General features: G+C 51.8%; 20 protein-coding genes. 14 read left to right on the top strand and 6 right to left on the bottom strand.

Going from position 1 to position 17,671, the window contains the following annotated elements; genetic code table 11:
- Positions 1–247: 247 nt before the first annotated feature.
- The 4 genes from B4N58_RS07575 to B4N58_RS07590 all read right to left on the bottom strand — a co-directional run bounded on the left by B4N58_RS07575 (position 248) and on the right by B4N58_RS07590 (position 4,480).
- Positions 248–2,191, bottom strand: a complete 1,944-nt coding sequence (locus B4N58_RS07575) for an autotransporter domain-containing protein (RefSeq protein WP_291747662.1) — start codon at positions 2,189–2,191, stop codon at positions 248–250.
- A 148-nt stretch (positions 2,192–2,339) separates the two neighbouring features.
- A complete protein-coding gene (locus B4N58_RS07580; RefSeq protein ID WP_105028236.1) occupies positions 2,340–2,744 on the bottom strand; it encodes an MAPEG family protein in 405 nt (134 codons plus the stop codon).
- A 136-nt stretch (positions 2,745–2,880) separates the two neighbouring features.
- A complete protein-coding gene (locus tag B4N58_RS07585) occupies positions 2,881–3,891 on the bottom strand; it encodes a nucleotidyl transferase AbiEii/AbiGii toxin family protein (RefSeq protein ID WP_291747667.1) in 1,011 nt (336 codons plus the stop codon).
- The gene (locus B4N58_RS07590; RefSeq protein WP_291747670.1) at positions 3,884–4,480 is read right to left on the bottom strand and encodes a DUF6088 family protein; all 597 of its coding nucleotides are present in this window, start codon (positions 4,478–4,480) and stop codon (positions 3,884–3,886) included. Before B4N58_RS07590 ends, B4N58_RS07585 begins: the two co-directional genes overlap by 8 nt.
- Before the next feature lie 177 nt (positions 4,481–4,657).
- On the opposite strand from B4N58_RS07590, the gene B4N58_RS07595 reads away from it, so the two are divergent.
- The 4 genes from B4N58_RS07595 (at position 4,658) to B4N58_RS07610 (ending at position 6,975) form a co-directional block, all read left to right on the top strand.
- Positions 4,658–5,680 (top strand): hypothetical protein, encoded by a 1,023-nt coding sequence (locus B4N58_RS07595; RefSeq protein ID WP_291747673.1) that lies wholly within the window; start codon positions 4,658–4,660, stop codon positions 5,678–5,680.
- Complete coding sequence (locus B4N58_RS07600; protein ID WP_291747676.1) at positions 5,677–6,054, top strand: hypothetical protein; 378 nt, start codon at positions 5,677–5,679, stop codon at positions 6,052–6,054. Before B4N58_RS07595 ends, B4N58_RS07600 begins: the two co-directional genes overlap by 4 nt.
- Before the next feature lie 204 nt (positions 6,055–6,258).
- Positions 6,259–6,630, top strand: a complete 372-nt coding sequence (locus B4N58_RS07605; RefSeq protein WP_291747679.1) for a hypothetical protein — start codon at positions 6,259–6,261, stop codon at positions 6,628–6,630.
- A 102-nt stretch (positions 6,631–6,732) separates the two neighbouring features.
- Positions 6,733–6,975, top strand: a complete 243-nt coding sequence (locus tag B4N58_RS07610) for a hypothetical protein (protein WP_291747683.1) — start codon at positions 6,733–6,735, stop codon at positions 6,973–6,975.
- Positions 6,976–7,021: 46 nt separating this feature from the next.
- On the opposite strand, the gene B4N58_RS07615 is transcribed toward B4N58_RS07610, so the two are convergent.
- Positions 7,022–8,521 carry a cryptochrome/photolyase family protein gene (locus B4N58_RS07615; protein ID WP_291747687.1) on the bottom strand — a complete coding sequence of 500 codons (1,500 nt, stop codon included), beginning with the start codon at positions 8,519–8,521 and terminating at the stop codon, positions 7,022–7,024.
- A gap of 96 nt (positions 8,522–8,617) precedes the next feature.
- Here B4N58_RS07615 and B4N58_RS07620 point away from each other — a divergent pair, with 96 nt between their 5' ends.
- The 6 genes from B4N58_RS07620 to B4N58_RS07645 are packed head-to-tail and all read left to right on the top strand — an operon-like array spanning position 8,618 to position 13,220.
- Complete coding sequence (locus B4N58_RS07620; protein WP_291747692.1) at positions 8,618–9,202, top strand: YqgE/AlgH family protein; 585 nt, start codon at positions 8,618–8,620, stop codon at positions 9,200–9,202.
- Positions 9,203–9,205: 3 nt separating this feature from the next.
- Positions 9,206–9,640 carry a Holliday junction resolvase RuvX gene (gene ruvX, locus B4N58_RS07625; RefSeq protein WP_008249749.1) on the top strand — a complete coding sequence of 145 codons (435 nt, stop codon included), beginning with the start codon at positions 9,206–9,208 and terminating at the stop codon, positions 9,638–9,640.
- Positions 9,637–10,143, top strand: coding sequence for a bifunctional pyr operon transcriptional regulator/uracil phosphoribosyltransferase PyrR (gene pyrR / locus B4N58_RS07630; RefSeq protein ID WP_291747695.1), 507 nt, complete (start codon positions 9,637–9,639; stop codon positions 10,141–10,143). Before ruvX ends, pyrR begins: the two co-directional genes overlap by 4 nt.
- The gene (locus B4N58_RS07635) at positions 10,140–11,111 is read left to right on the top strand and encodes an aspartate carbamoyltransferase catalytic subunit (protein ID WP_291747699.1); all 972 of its coding nucleotides are present in this window, start codon (positions 10,140–10,142) and stop codon (positions 11,109–11,111) included. Before pyrR ends, B4N58_RS07635 begins: the two co-directional genes overlap by 4 nt.
- 21 nt (positions 11,112–11,132) lie before the next feature.
- Complete coding sequence (locus B4N58_RS07640) at positions 11,133–12,449, top strand: dihydroorotase (protein WP_291747702.1); 1,317 nt, start codon at positions 11,133–11,135, stop codon at positions 12,447–12,449.
- Positions 12,450–12,461: 12 nt separating this feature from the next.
- Positions 12,462–13,220, top strand: coding sequence for a lysophospholipid acyltransferase family protein (locus B4N58_RS07645; RefSeq protein WP_291747705.1), 759 nt, complete (start codon positions 12,462–12,464; stop codon positions 13,218–13,220).
- Positions 13,221–13,222: 2 nt separating this feature from the next.
- On the opposite strand, the gene B4N58_RS07650 is transcribed toward B4N58_RS07645, so the two are convergent.
- Positions 13,223–14,068: a symmetrical bis(5'-nucleosyl)-tetraphosphatase gene (locus tag B4N58_RS07650; protein WP_291747708.1), complete on the bottom strand. Its 846-nt coding sequence runs from the start codon at positions 14,066–14,068 to the stop codon at positions 13,223–13,225.
- Between the two features lie 123 nt (positions 14,069–14,191).
- Here B4N58_RS07650 and B4N58_RS07655 point away from each other — a divergent pair, with 123 nt between their 5' ends.
- From B4N58_RS07655 to B4N58_RS07670, 4 genes are all read left to right on the top strand, one after another.
- Complete coding sequence (locus B4N58_RS07655; RefSeq protein ID WP_291747710.1) at positions 14,192–15,583, top strand: phosphomannomutase/phosphoglucomutase; 1,392 nt, start codon at positions 14,192–14,194, stop codon at positions 15,581–15,583.
- Positions 15,584–16,150 (top strand): DUF1415 domain-containing protein, encoded by a 567-nt coding sequence (locus B4N58_RS07660; RefSeq protein WP_291747712.1) that lies wholly within the window; start codon positions 15,584–15,586, stop codon positions 16,148–16,150.
- 332 nt (positions 16,151–16,482) lie between these two features.
- The gene (queE, locus tag B4N58_RS07665; RefSeq protein ID WP_291747715.1) at positions 16,483–17,133 is read left to right on the top strand and encodes a 7-carboxy-7-deazaguanine synthase; all 651 of its coding nucleotides are present in this window, start codon (positions 16,483–16,485) and stop codon (positions 17,131–17,133) included.
- Positions 17,130–17,480 (top strand): 6-pyruvoyl trahydropterin synthase family protein, encoded by a 351-nt coding sequence (locus tag B4N58_RS07670; protein WP_008249767.1) that lies wholly within the window; start codon positions 17,130–17,132, stop codon positions 17,478–17,480. The genes queE and B4N58_RS07670 overlap by 4 nt, the downstream gene beginning before the upstream one ends.
- Positions 17,481–17,671 lie beyond the last annotated feature (191 nt).

Below are 17,671 nucleotides of genomic sequence, written 5' to 3' on the forward strand. Positions count from 1 at the left end.
TAGACCCCGTTTGCCTGGGCGTCCCAAAAAAATAATCACACACTTTACATAATTCGGAAAAGCGAATTCCTTTCGGGTTCTCCCGCATTTTTGCGAGTAAATCGACCGCAGTTGACATGTAATGTAAGTATCAATAATGATACTTATAAGGTTTTTAATTGGCAAAGATTAATGTCAATTGATTGAATTGCCGAATCGTTTCACTGCGAATAGGGTCAAGGGTTAGCGATATATGCGTACAAGAGCACTAAAACGTGGCTTTGTAAGCCACACCAAAGCTGAGACCTTTCACGCCAGATTGCCCCAGTGTGCTGGCCAATTGGATGTTCAGCATACCTGCGTCAATTTCCTTGGCCACACCCACTGACAACAATTGAAAATCGCCGTCTGGCCGAGGTGCAAGAATCGTGGCCAGGGCATTTTGATTTGGACCCATGCGAATTTTCACATCGTCATCGTTCTGATCGGATTCAATGGAGTAACGCAGCAGTGGGCGCCAGCCGCCACGTACGCTGGGTGCTTTGGTTACCAAAAAACCAAGGCTGATACGTTCGGCTTTGTACTGCGTGTCGCCAAAACTTAAACTGGCTGCGCCGTTTGATTCGTCATAGCCTTGCAAGTCTATTTTCTCAACGGTGTAGGCAGCTTGTGGATTTAATGTCCAGCCTTGCGGCAAGCTGTGAATGCTGCCCAAACCCACCCGCGCCGATGAAAAATCACCTTCTGTGTTGGCGGTGTATCGTTCAACCGATGGCCCCAGGGTGAATTGGCGCGTAATGTCGTAATCAATTTTCCCCAAAGCCAAGGCAGCATTCAAATACAGCGATTTCGACAAGGCAATGGTGCTGAATACGGTGCCCAATACAATGTCGTTGTCGAATCCGCCGCCATTGTTGGCAATGTCGGTTTGTGCTTGATCAATGCTGATCCCGAAACCCAGTAATGCGTTGCGGGTGATCATTCGGTCTGCGCCAAATTTCAGGATTTGAGTGTCTGATTCAAGTCCAGCCTGTACTTGTTGTGCATCCAGTTCAAACTGGCCCACTTCTGCGCCGCCGTACCATTCAGTGTCGCCCACCGGGCGCAAGCTGGCTTTGCCGGTTGCGTCTTCCCGCACCAAGGCCAATGCGGTTAAGCGGTTTTCAAGGCTGAGTGCATGTTGGCGAATCGGGGTGAGTGGGGCCACTGCCAGTACACCGTTCAAGCTGGCCGCTTGAAGGCCGGCGAAACCCGCTTCACCGAACAGTCGTTGCGCTGCAGCGGTGGGGTGCACGCCATCCGCAAAAATTCGATGTTCACTGTCAGCTGCCGCGTTGATGCCTTTAATACAAAGCAAGCTGGTAGAAATCGCGCAGGCGGGTTGAAGCGCGTTTGCGGATGTAAAACCGTAGCGTGCAGGGTCGGCAAGAATGGCGTCTAGAAGTTTGTTTGAGTCAACAACAACCGCACCTTTGCTGGCCGCTGCTGATACAAGCGTATTGTTGAAAGTGGCAGACAGATTGTTCAGGAAGTTGGCCGTACCGGGTGCGGTCGTATCGGCTGCTTGACCGTCTGGCGTTACGCCGAGGTTGGGCATGGTGATGACTACGATGTTCTGTGCACCTGCTGCTTTGAGTCGATCAATCTGGGCCAGCAACTGTGTGGCCGCCAGCGACATTTCTTGAAGCGCGATCAGTGGGCTTAATCCGCCAGTTACTGCGGCGGCCTGCGCAAAACCGTCGTTTGATCCAGCCCAAAGTGCAATCAGATCAGTGCGGGTAAAACTGGGTGAGTCTAGTAAAAGGCGATCTACTTGTTCTGTCACAGGGATAGTGGTGATACCCGTTGTCAAATCTCTGTTGGTACCTAAAGGATTGCTGACCCTTGAACCACCTTGCGCATAATTACCGCCGTTGATGGGCGTGCTCACGCCGTTGATCACATCGACATCCAGCGGAATACCCAACTTGTCTGCCACGACATTGGCCCAAATTTGTGCATCAGGCGAGTTGGTGGTGAACTTCATTCGGTCGGGAATTGCCCCTGCGGGAACGCTACTGATTAAACCTTGCGTCGCTGTAGCGGTGTAGGCACCACCGTCGCTTAAGCTGTCGCCGAGCACGAACAAGCGGTCAATTCGAAATTCTTCCGCGCTGACTTGCAGGCTGCACAGGGCCAGAGAAACGGCGAAAGCCAGTTTGATTTTTTTCATGGTGTCTCCTGGAATAGTAAGTATTGTGATTACGTTACTTTTCCAAGATTAAACGCTGTTTGAAAATTATTCCAGAATCAGGTCCGTCATGAAAAAAGCCGCCCGGGTTTGCACCCAAGGCGGCTTTCTTGAATTCGCTGAAACTGCTTTAGCAGACCAGCAAATACACCATGTACAAGGTGATGAGTACTTGAATCAGGAAGAAGGTGGCGCGCAGCATCACCAAAATAAATGAAGTACCCAGAATGTGCGAAATGCTTTGCGCAATGCGGGCGTACAGCACATACACGGCGATCGCGCTGATTGTTTCAATTTGACCCATCAAGCCTGCGACCGCAACCACAGCAGCAAACACCGGAAAATTTTCCAGACAGTTCAAGTGCGCTGATTTTGCGCGTTGCAGGAACATGGGGTCAATGGGTTCTTTGCCGCGCTCCCAACTGTCAATTCGCTTTTGGCCCAACAGGGCTTGCGGTATGCGGGGGGTGGCGTAGAACAGGGCCAAAAGTAAAATCCAGCCTGCGTAAAGCAATACGGTGGTGTAAGCGTTCACTATTTTGTCTCCTTGTTATTGGGTTGAATGCACGAAATTTCACCGCCGATTATGGGTGAACCGACATCGACTGAATAGTATAAGTTCGGACAAAATTGAATGCTGGATTGCACTTGATAGCAGTCGTTTGATTTCTTTAATTTGCATTCGCCTTTTTCTGTATTTCAAGGCATTGCGCGATTAAAACTTCGAATGGCTCTGCGTCATTCAAGAGCAGACCGTCATCGATCATGTGTTGGTAGTCGATGACTAAATTAGCTAGCGCGTCCCCATTCGGTACAAGTTGCAGTCCGCCAGTGACTGCTGCGTGATAATCGATCGCATCGCCTTGAGTGTTTTTTTCTGCAAAGAATATGCTTTTGTGATCCGCAACAGCATTGGCGAGAGTTTTGTCCGCGATGGCCGCATTGACGAAACCAGTGGTATTCAGTCTTGTTATATCGTGCCAGTGGCGTGCGAAGCGATCGCCCCCGCGAAACGTACCCTGTGCGCAAAAAACATGAATCGCTGTGGCCTTTTCCCAGAAGGTACGTTCGGGGCGCATTACATGCGGTGTGCTTGTAGGAAACTGCACACCCGGCAAATGTTTGGCAGCATCGCAGCAAATAGCTCGTGGCTCGCTGGGCTCACCAGTCGAGCGGGCGCCAAATTCCAGCATGACAGATGGTTTGACATAGCCAGTGCCCGTTGTCAGCGGCGTGTAGTCGATAAATATTTTGTCGCCCTCGGTCCGCACTACCGCGGGTAGCTTGTCTCGCTCAAGGTTTTGCCTGAGACGCGGCGCGATTTCTTCATCAACCCAGGACGACAAGCGTGAGCGGATCTCTTTGCTCCATTTTCTCTCTTGGCTTTTGCTGCTTGGCAGTGGCGTATCCGCTTTGCCCACAAGGTCGCTGGCGATTGCGCGAATGTCGTATGTTAGATCGACATCTTCGGAGAAGCGCTGAATGACACCGTATGCCTTTGACAAAGATGTGCCGCCTTTAAACACCAGGTGTTCCGCGTAAGGACCAGCAAAGAGTTGTTGCAATGACCAAACCACCCAGATGTCTTTTTCTAGCAAATGTGGCGAAAGGCCTGATGTGTTGGCCGCCGAATTGAGTGCTTCCAGGCGTTCAGTTTCTGGCAGGTGGAAGAAGTCAACCATGGGCGACTAAAGCACTGATTTCTTGGGCCATCCAAGTTGGCAGGCGCGACCTGGCCGATGCGATTTTTTTTAGTTCGGATTGGGGCAGCTTGGCGCGCAATTTCTGCATTGCTTTGCTGGCCTTTTCTGGGCCGAGCCAAGCCAGTGCCCGCACCACTTCGCCCGCGGCTTGGCCCGGCAAAATTAGTTGCCAGTTTGGTGCGTGTCGAAGTTCGATTGTTTGCGCGCCCAGGTTCAAGTGGCGGCTGGGGCCCGATGTGAGATAAACCGCCCGCATTGGCACTTGCGTGGTCAAGCCCAGCGCGTTGGCGGAGGCAGCGCCGTGCGACACAATGGTTTCACCGCGCTGGTTTGCCAAGCCATCGACCATCTTCACGGTCGATGGCGCCCGGGTGCCGAACTGGCTTTCAACGGGCTGCACATAGATGCCGCGACCAGCACGCAATAAAGCGCCACGCTTTACGAGCCGCGACAGTACTTGGTCCACGGCCGCACGATTGCCTAAGTGAAGCAGTTCTTTAGCGGCCAAAGGTGTGCCTTCTGGCGCTTGGGCGGCATATTCCAGCACTTTTTTGGCAAGGGATTGCATAACGATATCTCCTAATGTGTCAGAAGTGTATATTTATTTCTGACACTTTTCAAGTTTTAAAGCATTGAAAGGCTTTGAGAAGGGAGGGGCTCGATAGAGTTAACTCGTTTCGTGTTTATTCGACAGTTTGGTTTCAATGTGAAAAATATATGGCTTGAACTACGAATTAGATAAACGATGAACCTCAATTCTCGCAAGCCCGGTCTTTACCCTTCCTTTTTCGTTCCTCAGCCATCGGATAACTTGCAAATTCTGATCTACAAGCAGTACGGTGTTACGCCGAGCGATGCCAATACCTATGGCCTGTTGTCAGAATATCTTCTACAGTTGAATCCAGAAGTGAAAAGCGTGCAGCAGGTTTTTGGCAAACATGTTCCCCGCACTTTGAACTTTATTTCCCACAGCGCGGCCGATCTGGTCTGCCAAAACCCTGACTTAATCAAGCGACAAATTTCTAGCTACATGCAACCCGGTCGTCAATTTAGTCAAAGTGCAGCTTTTGCTCAGTACGCACCCGATGAAGGCCCGGGAAGATCTCTTTATGAAATGTTGGTTAGAGCAAGCATGGACTTGGAACCGGAAATGCTTGCCGTAGAGGGTGGGTTGGGCTTGATGGGAAGTCTGAGTAAAAAGGCGCATAAAGAAACTTTGTTTGCATTGAATCAGCTACGTGCTCAACGTTCTGCAAAAAAGATGTCAGCACAGCAATATCAGTTTCAGCAAAAGCAGATTTTGAACACGTTCAAGAAAAAACTGGGTGTGCTCGAACACTTGGTTTACGGAGGCAAAGGGGCACATGGTGCGCTTTATTTGAACAAGGCTAGGGGGATCGAACCGCCGGCAGGATTTGTTCGCGACGCGCAGAGGTGGGGCAAAGTGGCTGGCTTGGTTAAAGCTGGCAGTGTCGTGTTGACTGCGCATGCAATTAGTCAAGGATGCTCGGATATTGCGAGTGCCAAGATTCAATCTAGGAAAAACGAAGTTGCTTATGAAACTTTGTTTTCGATCGGAACTGGCTTGGCAGTGAGTGCGTTTGTAGTGCTTGGGCCAATGGGATTGGCTGTTGGGTTGGTAGCGCATGCGGCATTAAGTTTCGGCGGTGGCTTTGTTGGTAAGGCGGCCGGTAGTTTTGCATATGACAAAGTTGGAAATCAAATTGATTTGGCTGATACCTACATTGTCAGGAGATTCTGTTCATGAGCATGGATGATATTTACTACTGGATTTTCGTCAACATGTTGTATGCGTTTGGTCTGACAATTTTCACCTTGCCTTTGGTTCTGATATTTAAACCCAAACAAATCGAAAAACAGTATTTTGATGTGAACAGAGTGGGGGTGGGGGCTACGCTTTATTTGGCAACACCCTCTGGCTGGGCGGCCAAGGCTGCCCTTATCGCGGGTTGTATGTCTATGCATTCCCGCCAAAAGAAGAAGGGCCTTGAGGGAATTCATTTGCTGGCACCGACCTGGTATAGAGCGTTATGCTGGATCTTCTTTTGGCCTGGACTGATTAATATGACGGTAGGATTGGTCTTGACTTTGTTGTACCTGCTAATTTCCACTTTATTTTAAATTAATATTGAGTTTTTGAATCTTTACCATTTGTGTCTATGAAGATTATTAATTTAGATAAAGGGTTAAGAAAAGTGATCACCTCCACTTTTAGTCGAGTTTCTTGTTGCTTAGCATTTAAGTCTATCTTGTGTTTTTTGTTTTTCACTTTTGTCTCGGCTTCAAAGGCGGAAAGCGTTTTCAACGCTCAGTGATCATGCGGTATTGAATAATTATGTGATTGTTGATGCCGGTAACGTTAAAAAGCTTGATTCATCTGTAGGTGTAAACTCTGGTAGTGAGCGGTTACAGCTAAATGGGAGGTGTTTTGACACTTCAGACCCCCTTGGGTTTTGGGGCTACGATGATAGAGCTGGGCTCTTACTCAGAAGTCAAACTAAATCTATGAAGGTCGCGTTTTTTGCATCTGACATCAATACCATAAAAGTTGATGTGGTAGTTGTGCAACCAGTTAGTTGCTCTTTCCAATCCAGTGGGGCACGCAGCGCCGAAGAAGTCATCGAAGATATTAGGAGACAAAATGAAAATAGAAATCGGCGGATTGAGCAGCTAGAACGTCAGTTTGGTGAACGCTAACAAGGGCTGGGAAAAATGTCCGATTCAGTCAGATCGAAAAATCTAGATTTACTCCGGTGGATTTACGGGGGGCAAAAATATACAGCAAAATAATTAGCATTTATGGCCAGTTATGCTTATGTGTCTGAAATGGCAATCGGCCTTCGAGATATTTCCGATTCTGAAGCCCGACAAATTGAAGACTTGATGTTTCTCCCTGCAGGCAGGCTGGATAGAAGCAATATTGATGTCTTACAAATGGATGTTTTGGATTTCGAACTCTACTGCCAGCTAAAAAGTCTCTCCGTCTGCTCGAAGGAGAGTCTTTTAAAATTTCTTTCTGATATGAAATCTAATTATTCATAAGAAATGTCATTGGTATTTTGAGTCCAACGGATTCCAGTGTATCTGGTTATTCTTTCACCTTCTTCACCACCGCATACCGCTCCAGCGTTTTCTTCCTGGCCACATCGTGTTCTACCACCGGCCTTGGGTAGGTTTCGCCCAGCACCACGCCGGCCATTTGCAACTCGAACGTTGGGCATTCGGCGGGGTTGTGAATGTACTTGTTGGAAAGCTTGGCCAGTTCCGGGCAGTACTTGCGAATGAATTTGCCTTCAGCGTCGAATTTTTCGGATTGACTGTAGGGGTTGAAAATCCGGAAGTAGGGTTGTGCGTCGCAGCCTGTGGATGCCGCCCACTGCCAGCCACCGTTGTTGGCTGACAAATCAAAGTCGTTCAGGTTTTCTGCAAAATATTTCTCGCCCCAGCGCCAGTCAATGCCAAGGTCTTTGGTCAAAAAGCTGGCCGTGACCATGCGCAGCCGGTTGTGTTGAAAACCGGTCTGGTTAAGTTGCCGCTGTGCGGCGTCTACCAGTGGAAAGCCTGTTTTCCCTTCACACCAGGCCTTGAACAGCTTTTGCGCTTTTTCATCGCTATCCCATTGAATCAGGTCGTATTCCGGCTTGAAGGCTTTTTCTGCCGCATCGGGGCGATGGTAAATAATCTGGAAATAAAAATCGCGCCAAATCAGTTCGTTCAACCAGCCCATTGCGCCTTCGCTGCCATCGAATTTAAACCGGTCGTAAGCGGCTTTGGCCAGCCTGCGAACTGAAATGGTGCCAAAGCGGTTGTGCACGCTCAGGTAACTCACCCCTTTCACCGCAGGGAAGTCGCGCTTGTCTTTGTATTTGTCGATGCGGTTGAGAAAGTCCTCAAAAGCATCTAGTGCGCCTTCCTCGCCGGGCTTGATCATTTCCAGCAAATTCGTGCGTTTGAATCTCATGTCTTCCAGGCTGGGTGCGGACAAGTCTGATTCTTTGGCCAGAGCACCCATTCTTGCTTCGCTGGGGTAGGGTGTCAGGTGAAACTCATCCAGCTTTTTCATGCAGGCATTTTTAAAAGGCGTGAACACGCTGAAAAATTTACCCGCCTGGGTCAGCACTTCGTCTTCTTCAAAAATCGCCTGGTCTTTAAACCGAAACAGTGGCACTCCATTGCCTTGCAAGGCTTTGCCCACGGTAATGTCACGGTGAATTGCGGCGGGTTCGTAGTCTTTGTTGGTGAACACCGCCTGTACGCCCAGTTTCGTCGCCAACTCCGGAATTGCTGTTTCGGCATGGTCATACATCAGGTGCAGATCGCCCCCAAAGCCTTGCAGCTTTGTTTTCAGGGCCATGCAGCTTTCCCAAATAAACTCCACCCGTCGGTCTGCCTTGTTGGGCAAGGCATCCAGAATGGTTTTGTCAAACACAAATACGCAATGCACCTGCTGGCAATGTTTCAAGGCATAAAACAGGGCTGCGTTGTCATGGGTTCGAAGGTCGCGCCGAAACCACATCAAGCCTTTCGGGTATTGGCCAGGCTGTGGTTGAGTCGACAAGGGGTGGTTTTCCAGAAGTGAAGCAGGCATGAGTACAACTTGAATTTGGGTTGGTCTGTGCGTATTAAGGCGGGTAGAGGAACGCCTACCCGATTTTGCACAGTTAAAAGGCATTACAATTTTGGCATGAGCGAGACCGAAATTTCTACCCCTGATGAATTTAGCTTGTCCGGTCAGTTGTTGATCGCCATGCCAAACATGCTCGACCCCAGTTTTGCGGGGTCTGTGGTGTATTTGTGCGAACACTCCACCAAGGGTGCAATGGGTTTGGTGATTAACCGACCTACCGACTTGGCGATTGAAGGTTTGCTCGAGAAAATCAATGTGAACGTGCAGGGTTTTTTGCCGACTCATTTCCCGGTGATGGTGGGTGGTCCGGTCGCTTCTGAACGTGGGTTCGTTCTGCACACCGAGCCGTTGAACTGGAGTTCATCTTTGAAGGTGAACGATGAAATTTCGCTCACCACATCCCGAGACATTCTTGAAGCTGTGGCCCGCGGCGAAGCGCCGGGCAAATGGCTGATCACCCTGGGTTATGCTGGCTGGGGCGAAGGGCAGCTAGAAGAGGAGCTTGCTCAAAACGCCTGGCTCACCGTGCCCGCCAATCATGAAATATTGTTCGACACACCCTTGGAAGAACGCTTTGCAAGCGCCTACGCCATGTTGGGTATCGACCCCGCTTTGATGAGCGGCGCTGCGGGGCATGCTTAATCAATGACCAAGCCCGTGCAGTCGCCCAAGCCCACGCAGTACCTGGCGTTTGATTTCGGTTTGAAGCGAATTGGCGTTGCATTTGGCAACTCCTTGACCAAAACCGCCAGTGGCATTGCAGTGGTTGAAGCACAAAATGATGAGCAACGTTTTGCAAAAATTGAAAGCCTGGTCAAGGAATGGCAGCCCGAGGGCTTGGTCGTAGGCGTACCCCGTCAGCCCGATGGCGCTGACAATGAACTGACCACCCGCTGTGAACGGTTTGCCCGGCAGCTGGAAGGCCGCTTTGCCTTGCCTTGCGCCATGGTGGACGAGCGATACACCAGCGCTATTATTGAAAGCTGTATGGGAGGCAAGGCCGCCCGCGAGAACAAAGGCCGAGTCGACATGGGCAGTGCCTGCCTGATTCTGGAACAATTTTTTCTGGAGGGACGATGAGCCTGCCAAACCCTGAAGCCCTTTACGCCCGTTTGCGAGATCAAATTGAAAAAGCCTTTCCCGACCGTTCCGAACTGGGACTGATTGGGGTGCACAGCGGAGGCGCCTGGATTGCCCAGCGCCTGCATGCCGACCTGGGTTTTGCCCTGCCATGCGGATTCCTTGACAGCGCGTTTTATCGCGACGATTTCTCTGAGCGTGGCTTGAAAGAGGCCCCTAAACCCGCCGAGGTGCCGTTTGAAGTGCAGGGCCGCACCATATTGTTGGTTGATGATGTGTTGTACACAGGGCGAACCACGCGGGCGATTGTGAACCATTTGTTCGACTTTGGTAGGCCTGCAAAAATTGAGTTGGCCGTGTTGCTGGATCGTGGTGGCCGTGAATTGCCGATTGATGCGCAGTATGTGGGCAAGCACTTGCCCTTGAAGCCAAATGAAGCGTTTGTATTGACCCAAGATGATCAAGGAGCTTTCCGCCTGGAGCTGGAGGTAAAACCAAATTGAATAACCCTCAACTGAACGCCGCAGGTGAGTTGATTCACCTGCTGAGTATTGAAGGGCTGCCCAAGGCGATGATCCATCGCATTCTGGACACGGCAGAATCGTTTTTGTCGGTGACCGATCGCGAGGTAAAACAAGTGCCGCTGTTGCGCGGCAAGTCAGTGTTCAATGTGTTTTTTGAGAATTCCACCCGCACCCGCACCACATTCGAGATTGCGGCCAAACGTTTGTCGGCTGATGTGGTGAATTTGAACATTGGTTCATCTTCCACCAGCAAGGGTGAATCGCTGATCGATACCATTGATAACCTGGCTGCCATGTCTGCAGACATGTTCGTGATGCGTCATTCTGAAAGTGGTGCACCCACCTTCATGGCCCAGCATTTGAACCGCACCAGTGGCGGTACCATTCATGTGATCAATGCGGGCGACGGGCGGCATGCCCACCCCACGCAGGCATTGCTCGACATGTACACCATCCGCCATTACAAGCAAGACTTCACCAAGCTGCGAGTGGCCATTGTGGGCGACATTCTGCACAGCCGAGTGGCGCGTTCCGACATTCATGCCTTAACCACCCTGGGCTGCCCTGAGGTACGTGCCGTGGGGCCGAGCACACTGCTGCCCAGTCACCTCGACAACATGGGGGTGCGCGTTTACCACGACCTGGTGGAAGGTATTAAAGATTGCGACGTGATCATCATGCTGCGATTGCAGAAAGAGCGCATGACTGGCGCCTTGATTCCTTCGGCACAAGAGTATTTCAAACACTTTGGGTTGACTGAAGAAAAGCTGCGTCATGCCAAACCCGATGCCATCGTGATGCACCCCGGCCCCATGAACCGGGGGGTGGAAATTGATTCGGCAGTGGCCGATGGCCCGCAAAGCGTGATTTTGAATCAGGTAACGTTCGGTATTGCCGTGCGCATGGCGGTGATGAGTATTCTGGCTTCGTCCAGCAAAGGCGCTTAAATTGAACTACGAGGAAAGACAATGCGAGTCTTGATTTCTGGCGGACGAGTGATTGACCCCAGCATCGGTGCCGATGCAATCATGGAGGTGGCTGTGGCTGCAGGTCGTGTGGTGGCGGTGGCCCCCAAAGGCGAAATGCCAGCCGACTTTGCGCCCAGCAAAACCATTGATGCCACCGGCCTTTGGGTGTTGCCCGGCTTGGTGGACTTGTCGGCACGCCTGCGTGAGCCGGGTTATGAATATCGCGCCACCCTGGAAAGTGAAATGGAAGCGGCCATGGCTGGCGGAATTACCTCGCTGGTGTGTCCACCCGATACTGAGCCTGTGCTGGACGAGCCTGGCTTGATCGAGATGTTGAAGTTCAAGGCACGCCAGTTGAACCTGGCCAAGGTCTACCCACTGGGTGCCCTGACCACGGGTTTGAACGGCGAAACGCTGACTGAAATGGCCGAACTTACCGAAGCGGGTTGTGTGGGTTTTAGTCAGGCTGAGTCGCCCATTCGCGATTTGCGCGTGTTGCTTCAAGCCATGAAATATGCCCGCAACTTTGGATTTACCGTGTTTTTGCGCCCCACCGAGCCCAACTTCAGCAAAGGGGGGGTGGCTCATGCAGGTGCCTATGCATCGCGCATGGGTTTGAGCGGCATTCCGGTCATGGCTGAAACCATTGCCCTGCAGGCTTATTTTGAGCTGGTTCGGTCCACTGGCACGCGCATGCACATTTGTCGCATCAGTTCGGCCAATGGCATTGAGCTGGTTCGCCAAGCCAAGGCAGAAGGTTTGCCTGTCACCTGTGATGTGGCAATTCACCACGTACACCTGACTGACCTGGACATCGGCTTTTTCGACCCCAATGCGCACCTGATTCCACCCTTGCGTGAACAGCGCGACCGCGACGCTATTCGCGCCGGTTTGCTTGATGGCACCATTGATGCGATTTGCTCCGACCACACACCGGTCGACGACGATGCCAAGCTGTTGCCTTTTGCGGAAAGCGAAGCGGGCGCAACCGGGCTGGAGCTGCTGCTGACTTTGGCCGTGAAGTGGATGCGTGAGCAAAACGTGCCCCCCGCACGAATTGTTGAGTTGTTGTGTGGCAACCCCGCCGACATTATCAAGGTGCAAGCAGGTAGTTTGCGCACGGGCATGCCGGCTGACTTGTGCCTGTTCAACCCCGAGGTGGATTGGGTGGTGGGCGAGGCCAGTTTGATCAGCCAGGGCAAGCACACGCCGTTCAATGGGTTTCCCATGCAGGGCAAAGTGCAACTGACCATGGTGAATGGCAACGTGGGCTACAGCAGCCTTGAAAAAAGCAAAATGAAAGTGCTTGCAGCATAAGGTTAATAAAACATGCGCAAAGCCTGGATGTTGGTTCGCCTGCTTACCCACCTGCTGTACGGTTTTGTGGTGGCTTTGGTGTTTTGGCCCTTGTTCAGCAAGGCCATGAAAGAAGCGATCGAGAAGCGTTGGGCCCGCCAGTTGCTGGGTATTTTGAATGTGAAGGTGAAGGTGGTGTATGAATCGCCTGAATCGAATTACGCCATTCACAAGCCCTGTTTGCTGTACAGCACGCATGTGTCCTGGCTGGATATTTTTGCGTTCAACAGCATTCACCCGGTCACCTTCATCGCCAAATCTGAAATATCCAAATGGCCCATCGGTGGCTTGCTGGCCAAGCGAAGCGGCACTCTGTTTATTGAGCGGGGCAAACGCCATGCCGTGCGCGACGTCATCCACGCCGCCGTCAAGGTATTGGGTACCGGGCGGTGCGTGGCGGTGTTCCCGGAGGGCACCACCGGGCCTGGAGATGCGCCCCTGCACTTCCACAGTAATTTTGTTCAACCCGCGATACAGGCCAAGGTGCCTTTGTTGCCAGTCAGCTTGCAGTACTTCATGCCCAATGGAAAATTTTCTTCCGAACCGGCTTTCATTGGCGAACAAACCTTGCTGGAAAACATTCAGGTGTTGATGAATAGTACAACCGGGTTTGTGGTTCAGCTTTATATTCACGCACCGATTGATACCGACGGGCGCACGCGGCATGAGCTCAGCGATGAGGCGCATGAGAAAATACGCGCGCTGTGCAGCAAAACCAGCGTGGTGGCTTGAATTCAGGGAATTGTGGGAAGTGGTGGCTCGACAGCATCCACTTGAATGATCGCTTCATCTTCCAGACGAAGTGCAGTCAGTTGACCGCCCCACACGCAACCTGTGTCCAGGCAATATCCAGCCTTGTTTTTCAGCTGGCCCAGTGTGGACCAATGCCCGAACAAGATTGGGCCCTCTCCTGAAAATTCTCGCGCAAGTTCAAACCAGGGTTTCAGTTCTGGGGGTGCGTCGGCTGGCTCCAGTTTGTACTTGAAGTCGATTTTGCCGTTGTCGCGCACCATGCGCATGCGAGTAAACACATTCACAATCAAACGCAGGCGATCAAAGCCTTCCAGCGTTGGTTCCCAGCGATTGGGTTTGTTGCCGTACAGTTCGGCCATGAAGGCTTGCCAATCGGGTCCCGACAACACTTGTCGTACTTCTTCGGACAATGCCAATGCGTCCTCAAAACTCCATTGCGGCAAAATGCCAGCATGCGTCAGTAGTGCTTGATCCAGGGTGTTTGGGGTACGCGGCAAGCGAAGGGCCAAGGGTTGGCTTCGCAGCCAGTTCACCAATTCTTCGCCATCGGGTGCCTGCACCACCTCGGCAATCGTGTCGCTTTCGTGGCTGCGACCACTGTTGCACCACAAGGCCAGCAGATGCAAGTCGTGGTTGCCCAGCACGGTGTGGGCTTGTTGACCCAGGCTGTGCACATAGCGCAGGGTGTCCAGCGAGCGGGGCCCGCGGTTGACCAGGTCGCCAGCAAACCACAGAACATCCGCCTGGGCGTTGAACTGAACTTTGTCCAAAAGTTTCAATAGGGAATCGAGACAACCTTGAACGTCGCCAATCACATAGTTGGCCATATTGAAAACAAACCAAAACAACGAAAGTAGTATTATGCCTTGAGTCTATGTATTCAACGCATGGAGTTGGATCAGGCCCTTGCGTTCTCAACTTTCTATTTTGACTATTTCAGGTATTCAACCATGAGCATCTCTTCCTCTATTTTCAAAGCCTATGACATTCGTGGCATTGTGGACGACACCTTGACCGAAGACGCTGCCTATTGCGTGGGGCGTGCTTTGGGGCAGTTGGCATTAAGCCGTGGCAAAAACGAAGCAGTGGTGGGGCGAGATGGGCGTTTGAGTGGCCCACGCTTGTGTGGCGCATTGGCCGATGGCTTTCGGGATGCCGGTGTGAATGTGGTGGATGTGGGCATGGTGGCCACTCCGCTGGTTTATTTTGCAACTTTTTTACTTGGCAATGGCACCGGGGTGCAGGTTACCGGCAGCCACAACCCGCCGCAATACAACGGCTTGAAAATGATGGTGGCCGGTGAAACACTGTATGGCGACACCATTCAGGGCTTGTTGAAATGGATTCAAACCGAGAAGCCTGTGCGTGGCGTGGTGCCCGGTGTGCAGCGTGGCAGCTACCGGGAACTCGATGTATGGCCTGATTACCTGGGCAACATCCTGGGGCACATCAAACTGGCACGCCCCATGAAAATTGCTGTGGATTGTGGCAACGGTGTGGGGGGTGCCTTTGCAAAAACCTTGTACGAAGCCTTGGGTTGTGAGGTGACTGAACTGTTCTGTGAAGTGGATGGCAATTTTCCCAATCACCATCCTGACCCTGCACACCCGGAGAACCTGCAAGACCTGATTGCTTGCGTGAAAAACGGCGATGCTGAAATTGGTTTGGCCTTTGACGGCGATGGCGACCGCCTGGGCGTTGTGACCAAAGACGGTGAAATTATTTACCCCGACCGCCAGCTTATTTTGTTTGCCCGCGATGTGATTGCCCGCAACCCCGGTGCCATGGTGATTTACGACGTGAAGTGCACACGCCATGTGGCCAAAGCCGTGAAGGCGGCCGGTGGCGAGCCTTTGATGTGGAAAACAGGCCATTCCCTGATCAAGGCCAAGTTGAAGGAAACCGGTGCCCCACTGGCAGGCGAGATGAGCGGCCATGTGTTTTTCAAGGAACGCTGGTTTGGGTTTGATGATGGTTTGTACGCTGGCGTGCGTTTGCTTGAAATTTTGTCGCGAGGCAGTGACCCCAGCGCTGAACTGAATGCCTTGCCCAATTCTTCGAGTACCCCTGAATTGCAGTTGCAAACTGCCGAAGGTGTGAACTTCGACATCGTGAAACGCTTGCAGGCTGAGGGCAAATTTCCAAGCTCGGAATCGGTCAATACCATTGATGGTGTACGAGCCGAGTATGCAGATGGTTTTGGGCTGGCGCGCCCGTCCAATACAACGCCAGTGGTTGTGATGCGTTTTGAGGCCGACAGCGACACTGCACTGGCCCGCATTCAAGGCGAATTCAAAGCCGCCATTCTGGCGGTGGCCCCCGATGTGAAGTTGCCCTTTTAAATGGCTCAGTCAACTGATCTTGAAATTGTTGAGGCCACCCGCCGCTGGGTAGAGCAAGTGGTGGTGGCTTTCAATTTGTGCCCCTTTGCCAAGCGCGAATTGATGAAAGAACGTGTGCGTTTTGTGGTGAGCAAAGCCACGGACGAAGCCACTTTGCTGGATGAACTGGCCCATGAGTTGGCTTTGCTGAATGTGGACCAAGCGGTGGAGACCACCCTGCTGATTCATCCGCAGGTGTTGCAGGATTTTTACCAGTACAACGATTTTCTGGAAGCTGCAGACGAGTTACTGGTCGACATGGACCTGGAAGGTGTTTACCAGGTGGCCAGCTTTCACCCTGATTATCAGTTTGGCGGGACCGAGCCAAACGATGTTGAAAATTACACCAACCGTTCGCCCTATCCCATGCTGCATTTGTTGCGTGAAGACAGCTTAAGCCAAGCCATCGACAATTATCCCGAGGTGGATTTAATTCCCGAGCGGAACATTGAATGCATGAATGAACAGGGTCTTGAAAAAATGCAGTCGCTGCTGGCGGCGTGTTTAAAAGAGGCAAGCGAGAAATAAACAACACGATCCAGAAATTGGATGTTTTGTTCTAATTGGGCTCTTTGCTTACAAGCGTTCACCGGAAAGCAAAGCGGTGATTATATTTCGCGGCTTTTTGAGTTTTTACTCTAGTCAAAAACCTTGGATGTAACTCTGGAGTTTCGAGGAAAGCCTCGAAAAATGGACTTGCAGGCAATTACGACTGCTTGCAAACTGTGGGTTCACATCCCTCCTCTTTTGCTTCTGAGGTTTGCCCGATTAACCATATCGGGCATTTTTTTTGCCCTTTTTCTGGGCACACTTTCCCAATTCAAGTAGCATTGCGCCTGTAACAAACAAGTGAAATTGCCGTGGCCACTTACACCGTCAAAGAGATGTTTTATACCCTGCAAGGCGAAGGTGCCCAAGCGGGTCGAGCGGCTGTGTTTTGCCGTTTTGCCGGCTGCAATTTGTGGACGGGTCGCGAAGAAGACCGGGCCACTGCCGTGTGCAAATTTTGCGACACTGATTTCGTAGGCACCGACGGCGTGGGTGGTGGAAAGTTCAAGGACGCTGTGGCCCTGGCCCAGGCCATTGCAGACACGTATCAAGGTGGCCTTGGCACCGCAAGGCCTTATGTGGTGTTCACTGGTGGTGAGCCCACCTTGCAACTTGATTCTGCGCTGATTGACGCTGTACATGCGCAAGGGTTTGAAATTGCGATTGAAACCAATGGCACCCTGCCTGTACCAGAGGGCGTGGACTGGATCTGCGTCAGCCCCAAGTTTGGTAGCGAACTGGTGCAAACCCGTGGGCATGAATTGAAGGTGGTGGTGCCGCAGTTGGGCCAGGATTTGACTGCATTGGGGCAACTGCAGTTTGACCATTATTTTGTGCAAGCCATGGACGACTCCGACCCCGCAAAAAAAGCCAAAAACATGCAGGCGGCCATACAAACCTGCCTGAATAAACCGCAGTGGCGTTTGAGCGTACAAACCCACAAAGTCATTGGAATGCCATGAAAGTTTTTAAACAATTTACCTTCGATGTGGCACACCAGTTGCCCGATTGGCCAGGGTTGCACGGCCACAGCTACACCGCAGAGGTGTGGTTTGAAGGCCCTGCCACCGATGGTTATGTGGTGCCTGAAAGCTTGTTGACCCAACATGTGGGCGCGGTACACAAGCGGCTGGACCATTCTTATTTGAACGAGTTTATTGAGCTACCCACCTCAGAAAACATTGCCCGCTGGATTTGGGATCAGCTTCGCCCGGTGGGGCCTTTGATCAAAGTGAAGGTGTTTCGCGGATCGATCGGGTTTGGGGTTGAGTTTGACCTTGAGGACGCGAAGGCGGAGGGCAGGGCGTAAGTAACGGACTTGCTTGTGCCGCACTGGACAGGTGATTAGGGAGCTAAACGTGAAGGGTCATCGTGCGACCCATTGCAAGTTCAGCTCCCCAATCGGCGGCGGTGTTTCGATCGCCTCGCCTTCAAGAAAACCTGCCCTTGTGTGCCGAGCAGGGCCGGTGTTGCCCGGCATGGGCGACAGAGAACGGACCC

The sequence above is a fragment of the Limnobacter sp. UBA3528 genome, assembly GCF_002377005.1.
Taxonomy (GTDB): Bacteria; Pseudomonadota; Gammaproteobacteria; order Burkholderiales; family Burkholderiaceae_B; genus Limnobacter.